The following is a 7,991-nucleotide window of genomic DNA, read 5'->3' on the forward strand; positions in this document are numbered from 1 at the left end:
TGCGGGTCAAGCGGGTCCGGTGCCGCTCACCGCGTACTCGGGCCGGGAGACGTCGGCGCCGCGTCGGTCCACAATGGACTGGAGGATCTCGCCGACCCGGACCGCGGTGTTGGACAGCAGCGACGACGTGATGCCGTGCGTGTGCTCGGTGCCGCCCTGGAGGTAGATCCCGCCGTCCAGCGACGGTTCGGTGACGATCCGGTAGTCGCGTTCGACCAGCAGCCTGCCCTCGCCGTCGCGCGCACAGGCGGAGGCGAGCTCGCCGAGCAACGGCGTCGGATCCGCCTGGCTGTACCCGGTCGCGTACACCACGAAATCGGCGTCGAGCCTGGTCCGCTCGCCGGTCTCCAGCGCTTCGATGGTGACCCGCACGCCGGAACCGGTGTCGACGACTTCGGTGGGCCGGGAGACGTTGATCAGCTTCAGGCGCTCGACTCCCTGCACCTTTTCGCGATAGACGCGGCGGTACAGCTCGTCGATCAGGTCGATGTCCACGGCCGAGTAGTTGGTCGCACCGTGATAGCGCATCAGACGTTCCTTGACCTCGTCCGGCGCCGCGTAGAACCGCCCGACCGCTTCGGGATCGAAAATCCGGTTGGCGAACGCGCTGTCGTCGGCCGGGCTGTAGCCGTAGCGCGCGAACACCGCGCACACCTCGGCCTGCGGGAACCGCTCGTGCAGCAGCGCGCTGACCTCGGCCGCGCTCTGCCCGGCGCCGACGACGACGAACCGGCGCGGCTCCTCGGCGGCCATCCCCTCGACACGGTGCAGCAGCTCGCTGTTGTGCCAGATCCGGGTGCCGGGCGTGACGCCTTCGGGCAGGTTCGGCCGCAGCCCGGTGCCCATCACCAAATTGCGGGCGCGCAGGTTCACCAGCTCGCCGTCGGTGCGAGCATGGACGTCGAAGAACACGATCTCGTCTCCATCGAAGACCGGCGTGACCGAGAGGACCTCGGTGCCATAAGAGACCACGTCGTCGACCTTGGCGGCCGCCCACTCGAAGTAGTCGTGGAACTCGATCCGCAGCGGGAACAGGTTCTTGTGGTTGATGAAATCGACCAGCCTGCCCTTGCTGTGCAGATATGACAGGAAGCTGAACGAACTCGTCGGGTTCCGCATCGTCGCCAGGTCTTTGAGGAAGGAGACCTGCATGGTGGCGTTGTCGAGCAGCATCCCGCGATGCCAGCCGAAGCGGACCTGGCGCTCGAGGAAGTGGGCCGTGACGGTCTCGGCCCCTGGCGCGGCGTTGTGTTCGGCGACGGCGATCGCGAGCGCCAGGTTCGACGGCCCGAACCCGACCCCGACCACGTCGTAGACCGGGACCCGTTCACCGACCACTGCTCGTGCCATCTTTTGAACCCCTTGCGCGGCTCAGCCGCATCTCGGTACTTCTTACAAAGACCAGGGAACCCTAACCTAAGTTAGGTGAGGCTCAACTAGTACTTTCAGTGGTGATGTTCATCCCTCGACCAGGAGGAGGCCGGTCCCATGCGGGTCGCCATGTTCGGATACCAGACCTGGGGACACCGCACCCTGCGGGCGTTGATCGACGCGGGCCACGAAGTCGCCCTCGTCGTCACCCACCCGAAGAGCGACCACGCCTACGAGAAGATCTGGTCCGATTCCGTCGCCGACCTCGCCGAGGCCAACGGGATCCGGGCGCTGCTGCGTCAGCGTCCCGACGACGCGGAACTGCTCGCGGAGCTGAAGGAAGCCGATCTCGACCTCATCGTCGCCAACAACTGGCGCACGTGGCTGCCGCCCGAGATCTTCGAGATGCCGCGTCACGGCACCCTGAACGTGCACGACTCCCTGCTGCCCGCCTACGCCGGCTTCTCCCCGCTGATCTGGGCGCTCATCAACGGCGAACCCGAGGTGGGCGTCACCGCTCACATGATGGACGCCGACCTCGACGCGGGTGACATCGTGGTGCAGCGGTCGGTCCCCGTCGGACCGAAGGACACGACGACCGACCTCTTCCACCGGACGGTCGATCTCATCGCGCCGATCACCACCGAGGCCATCGAGCTGATCGCGAGCGGGAACTTCACCCCGGTCGCCCAGGACCGGTCGAAGGCCAGCTTCTTCCACAAACGCGCCCTCCAGGACAGCCTCATCGACTGGTCCTGGCCCGCCGACGAGATCGAGCGGCTGGTGCGGGCACAGTCCGACCCGTATCCCAACGCCTTCACCTACCACCGCGGGAAGCGGCTGCGCGTCGTCCGCTCCTCGGTGTCGGTGGGCCACTACGGCGGCACCCCGGGGCGGATCTTCATCCGCGAGGGTGAGGGCGTCGTGATCGTGGCCGGCCCCGAGTCCCGCCGCGGCCGCTCGCACGGGCTCGTCATCGAGCGGGTCCGGACCGAGGACGGCGCCGAACTGGCCGCGACCGAGTACTTCCGCACCATGGGCGGATACCTCACCGCTCGCCCCTGACCGGCGGGGCCGCACCCGGTCTCGTGAGTGGTAATGACGGTTAGAACCGTCATTACCACTCACGAGCCAGACTGCCTCTTGGCCCACCCCACCAATCCGGGTCAGGATGACGCCGTGACCGAGATCGTTTTCGACGAGAGCACCCGTTCCTGGCTCATCCGCACGGTGGCCACGAGCTACGCGCTGAGACTGGCCGAGGACGACACACCCAGTCACGTCCACTGGGGCCCGTCGCTCACCGCGGACCAGCTCGCCGACGTCCTGCCCGAGACCAAGACACGCTGGGACTCCTTCAACGATCCCAACGAAGGACTCGACGAACTCGCCGCCGACGGCGGCACCCGCCACTGGACCCCCGCCCTCCAGGTCCGGTTCGCCGACGGGACCCGCGCCCTCGAATGGCGATACCTTTCCCACGACATCGACGGCGGGCTGCTGAAGGTCCATTTCCGCGACCGCCACTATCCCTTGCGGATCACCCTCGGCTACCGGGTGCCGTCAGGCACCGACGTCATCGAGCGCTGGACCGAACTCACCCACGATGGCGCGGACGACCCGCTCGAGGTGATCCGCGCCGACTCGGCGAGCTGGGTCGTGCCCGTCCGGCCGGACTACCGGATCAGCCACGTCACCGGTCGCTGGGCCGCCGAGAGCCAGCTGCTCCGGGAGCCGGTCCCCCACGGCGAGACCACCTTCGGCAGCAGGCGCGGCATCACCAGCCACCACGCCAATCCGTGGGTGATGATCGACGACGGCGAAGCGACCGAGCGGTACGGCGAGGTTTACAGCGCCGCCCTCGCGTGGAGCGGTTCGTGGCGCATCACCACCACGCGCTCGTCCACCGGCCGCCTCACCGTGACCGGCGGCTTCGGCCAGGACGGCGTCGTTCACCGGCTCGCACCCGGCGACACGCTCGCCACGCCCGCGTTCGCCGGGTTGTACAGCGAAGGCGGGTTCGGCGCCGCGAGCCGCGCGTGGCACGCGTACACCCTCGACCATGTCCTTCCCTACCCGGACGAACTCCGGCCGGTGCTCTACAACTCCTGGGAAGCGACCGGATTCGACGTCACCGAAGCCGGACAGCGCGCGCTGGCGGAGAAAGCCGCGGCGCTCGGGGTCGAACTGTTCGTGATGGACGACGGCTGGTTCGGTGCCCGCAGCGGCGACCACGCCGGGCTCGGCGACTGGTCCGTCAACCGCGAAAAGTTCCCCGACGGCCTCGCGCCGCTGATCGGCGAAGTACGACGGCTCGGCATGAAGTTCGGGATCTGGGTCGAGCCGGAGATGGTCAACCCGGACAGCGATCTCTACCGCGAGCGGCCGGACTGGGTCCTGCACCAGCCACATCGGACACGATCGGAACTGCGAAACCAGCTGGTGCTCAACTTCGCCCGCCCGGACGTCGCGGCGTGGGCGTTCGGCCGGCTCGACGCGCTCGTCGGCGAGCACGGGATCGACTTCCTGAAATGGGACATGAACCGCCCGTTCACCGAGGCGGGCTGGCCCGCCGACAGTGATCCGGACCGGCTGTGGGTGGAGCACACGCGCGCGGTCTACGCGATCATGGACCGCCTGCGCGCCGGCCATCCCGGACTGCGGATCGAGGCGTGCAGTGGCGGCGGCGGGCGGATCGACCTCGGGGTCATGGCCAGGACGGACCAGGTCTGGACCTCCGACAACACCGACGCGCTCGACAGGCTCGTCATCCAGCACGGTTACGGTCAGGTGTATCCGACCCGCGCGATGTCGGCGTGGGTCACCGACGACCCCAACTTCGTCACCCGGCGCTCCACCCCTCTGCGCTTCCGGTTCCATGTCGCGATGGCGGGGGTGCTGGGCATCGGCGGCGACATCGTCGAGTGGCCGGAAGAGGATCTCGACTACGCCCGCGAACAGATCGCGCTGTACAAGGAGATCCGGCCGGTCGTACAACACGGCAGGCTCTACCGGCTCGTGCCGCCGTCCACCGACGGCGTCTCGGCACTCCAGTACGTGGCGGCCGACGGCAGGCACGCGGTCGTGTTCGTGTTCCGGCAAGCGGCACATTTCCACGCGCCTGAACGACCGGTCCGGCTCGACGGCCTCGACCCCGGCGGGCGGTACCTCGACGAGGACACCGGAAAGGTGTGGCACGGCGCCGCGCTGCAGGCACACGGCCTGTTCCCCGGGCTTCCGGCCGGCGATTTCGCGAGCGCGGTGATCCGACTGACGAAGCTCTGAACCCCGAGATAGGTCAGATGTATCGTCCGTTTTGAACCCTCTTCTTCGCGATTACCTGCTTGACATCCCCCTAGACATCCGATCGAATGCCGACGTCCGTGAGACGCCGCGCATCGTCGCGAGAAGGGTGGCCGGGGATGAAAAAATCCTTCGCGTGGGGAGTGGCACTGCTTGTCGCCGCGAGTCTCGCAGGCTGCACCGTGGGCGGCGGGACGAGCGCGTCCGGCAGCGAGATCTCCTTCCTGACCTTCGAGACACCGAACCTTCCACCGTCCTATTGGGACGCCGCCATCAAACGCGTGACGGACCGCAATCCCGGCCTCAGCGTGAAGAAACTCATCGCCCCGTCGACCGACCGCACCGGATACGCCAAGCAACTGCTGCAGTCCGGCCAGTTCCCCGACGTCGCGATCGCCGTCGACTCGGCCGGTTTCGCCGAATCGGGCAACCTCTACGCGTGGACGCCCGAGGAGCTCAAGGACTTCCAGTTCCCCGGCGCCAACCCGATCAAGGGCGGGCACCACCAGTTGCCCGCCAACACCCAGACCATCCCGCCGATCTACTACAACAAGAAGCTCTTCGCCGACGCCGGAATCGCCTCGGCCCCGGCGACCTGGGCGGACCTCCTCGCCGCGGCGGAGAAACTGAAGGCGAAGGGCATCACGCCGTTCACCATCGGCGGCGGCAAGGAAGGGTTCCCGTCCGCGATGCTGCTGGACGGCCTGGTCAGCGTCGATGTCTACGGTACGACCCCGGACTGGCTTTCCCAGCGGCGGGCCGACAAGGTCAAGTTCACCGATCCGGCCTTCCAGCGGGCGTTCGGCAAGTTCGCCGACCTGGTCGCCAAGGGCTACCTCGACAAGACGCAGGTCTCGCGGGACTATTCGGCGACCGAAGCCGCCTTCCTCGACGGCGAAGGCGCGATGTACCCGATGGGTAACTGGTTCGCCGCCAGCGCCGACGCCAAGAAGCCGTCGTTCGAGATCGGCGTCTTCAACTTCCCCTCCGAGGACGGGAAACTAGTCGTGCCCGCCTACACCGGCGGCGGCATCGTCGTGAACGCCAAGTCACCGAAGCTCGACGCGGCACGGAAGTTCGCGCTCGCGTTCCAGCTCGACAAGGAGCAGATCGACGCCTCGGTCAAGGCCGACGGCCTGTTCCCCGCGATCAAGGGCTACACGCCGCCGACCGACGTCGGCCCGGTCTTCAAGGCGGGCTACGACCTCTACCGGCAAGCCGTCGAGAAAAACGCGATCGTGAACGCCTTCAGCTGGGAGACCGCGGACGACGGGCTCCTGCCGGGGATGAAGGACAAGGTCTACCAGGCCGCTCAGGACGTCATCACCGGCCGCAAAGCGGTGGCCGACGCGTGCGCGTTCCTGGACGCCGAGTGGGCGAAAGCGCGCTGACGCGCGATGGGGAGAAAACCGATCCTGCCGCGAGTGTGGCATTTCGTCTCGTTCGGCGCTCCCGGCGTCGTCGTCTACCTCTGCTTCGTGATGGCGCCGATCCTCATCAGCTTCGGCTACAGCTTGACGAACCACAACCCGTTCAACCCGCCTTCGCGGTTCGTGGGTCTCGAGAACTACAAGCTGCTTCTCCAGGACGAGCAGTTCCTGACCGCGCTCGAGGTCACGACGATCCTGACCGTGATCGTGGTGGTCGTGCCGAATCTGCTCGGCCTCGGCGTCGCCCTGCTGCTGGACCGGAAAGGCTGGCTGTACAACGTTTTGCGGAGCGTGTTCTTCACGCCCGTGATTCTCAGCTCGGTCGTGGTCAGCATCATCTGGACGAAACTGCTGGACGACCGGGGGCCGATCAACGAAGTCCTCCGCGCGATCGGTGTCGAGCGGCCGCCTGGCTGGCTTTCGGATCCGGATCTCGCGTTGTACTCGGTGGCGTCGATCGTCTGCTGGCAGATGCTGGGCTTCTGTGTGGTCGTGTACCTAGCGGGCCTGCAGGGTGTCCCGGCCGAACTGCTGGAGGCCGCCGAGATCGACGGCGCCGGTCCCGTCCGGCGGTTCCGCGCGGTGACCTGGCCGCTGCTCGCGCCGTCATTGACGATCAACACCGTCGTCCTGCTGATCTCTGCGTTCAAGACCTACGACTACGTCAAGGTCGTCACCAACGGCGGACCGGGTTCGGGGACCACCGCCACGATCGCGTTCAACGTCCTCGCCACCGGGCTCGACGCGAACCACGTCGGCTACGCGTCGGCGATGGCCGTGGTGATGCTGGTGATCGTGGCGACGCTGACCACGATCGTGCTGCGCTTCCTGCGACGGCGGGAGGTCGACCTGTGACCACGATGGACGGTGCGCGGCGGTCATGGCTCCGGCCCGCCGCGGCGATCCTGGCGAGCGCGCTCTTCTTCGTGCCGCTGTACTACGTGCTCGTCAACGTTTTCAAACCCGGTGGCCTGATCGCTCAGGAGCCGGCGTCGGTCCCGCTGCCGCCGACGCTCGCCAACATCCACGCCGTGCTCACCCGGCCCGACGGCCTGTTCTGGGTGAGCCTGGCGAACAGCATGCTCGTCACCTTGCTGTCGATCATCGTGCTGACGGTGCTTTCGGCCATGCTCGGGCACTACCTGGCTCGCTCCGGCAAACGATGGACCAAGGTGCTCGCGCTGATCCTGTTGGCGGGCTTGATGATCCCGCCGCAGGTGATCCTCATCCCGGTCACCGAGGTGCTGCGGCTGACCGGGATGATGGCGACCCTGCAAGGCTTGGTGCTGTTCAACGTCGGGTACTACGTGCCGTTCGGGGTCTTCGTATTCACCGGGTTCATCCGCGGGGTGCCGATCGAACTCGAAGAAGCCTCCTTGCTCGACGGGGCGAGCCGCACGCAGGTGTTCTGGCGGATCGTGTTCCCGTTGCTGCGTCCGGCGACGGCGAGCGTGCTGATCTTCCTCGGGGTGTGGATCTGGAACGACTTCATCGATCCACTGATCATCCTCGGCCCCAGTCAGGGGACCACGGTCACGACCGGGATCTACCGCTCGATCGGCCAGTACCAGGCGGACCTCGGGAGCGTGTTCGCCTTGATGTTCCTGGCGACGCTGCCGGTGCTGATCTTCTACCTCGCGCTGCAGAAGCAGTTCGTGAAGGGCCTCACCGGCGGCGCGACCAAGGGCTGACCCTCTCCCCGCGTTTAGTCCTCTAAATGCTCAAAGCTCGGTGACCTTCCGTCCCGACAAGAGGGTTCCCCTGATCGGTAAGGCTGCCGGTGGGAGGTGGGGTGGGCTGGTCGTGAGTGGCGATTCGGGTTCTCACCCGAACCGCCACCCCCGACCACCTGGACCGACGGCCTTGCTGGCGTGAAGTACCTTACGG

The 7,991-nt window shown here is 67.0% G+C and carries 6 protein-coding genes; 5 read left to right on the forward strand and 1 reads right to left on the reverse strand.

All coding sequences use genetic code 11. The annotated features are described in order from the left end of the window. Positions 1-6: 6 nt before the first annotated feature. Positions 7-1,350 carry a lysine N(6)-hydroxylase/L-ornithine N(5)-oxygenase family protein gene (locus tag ACZ54P_RS40535; RefSeq protein ID WP_465466937.1) on the reverse strand — a complete coding sequence of 448 codons (1,344 nt, stop codon included), beginning with the start codon at positions 1,348-1,350 and terminating at the stop codon, positions 7-9. Between the two features lie 138 nt (positions 1,351-1,488). Between ACZ54P_RS40535 and ACZ54P_RS40540 the strand changes: the two genes are divergently transcribed. From ACZ54P_RS40540 to ACZ54P_RS40560, 5 genes are all read left to right on the forward strand, one after another. Then, a complete protein-coding gene (locus tag ACZ54P_RS40540) occupies positions 1,489-2,436 on the forward strand; it encodes a methionyl-tRNA formyltransferase (protein WP_465466938.1) in 948 nt (315 codons plus the stop codon). Positions 2,437-2,550: 114 nt separating this feature from the next. Further along, positions 2,551-4,656: an alpha-galactosidase gene (locus tag ACZ54P_RS40545; RefSeq protein WP_465466939.1), complete on the forward strand. Its 2,106-nt coding sequence runs from the start codon at positions 2,551-2,553 to the stop codon at positions 4,654-4,656. A gap of 137 nt (positions 4,657-4,793) precedes the next feature. Then, positions 4,794-6,065, forward strand: a complete 1,272-nt coding sequence (locus tag ACZ54P_RS40550) for an ABC transporter substrate-binding protein (RefSeq protein ID WP_465466940.1) — start codon at positions 4,794-4,796, stop codon at positions 6,063-6,065. Positions 6,066-6,071: 6 nt separating this feature from the next. Continuing rightward, positions 6,072-6,959, forward strand: coding sequence for a carbohydrate ABC transporter permease (locus ACZ54P_RS40555; RefSeq protein WP_465466941.1), 888 nt, complete (start codon positions 6,072-6,074; stop codon positions 6,957-6,959). Positions 6,960-6,964: 5 nt separating this feature from the next. Then, the gene (locus tag ACZ54P_RS40560) at positions 6,965-7,795 is read left to right on the forward strand and encodes a carbohydrate ABC transporter permease (protein WP_465466942.1); all 831 of its coding nucleotides are present in this window, start codon (positions 6,965-6,967) and stop codon (positions 7,793-7,795) included. The last annotated feature ends 196 nt before the right edge of the window (positions 7,796-7,991 follow it).

This window comes from Amycolatopsis sp. NPDC034160 (assembly GCF_055575355.1).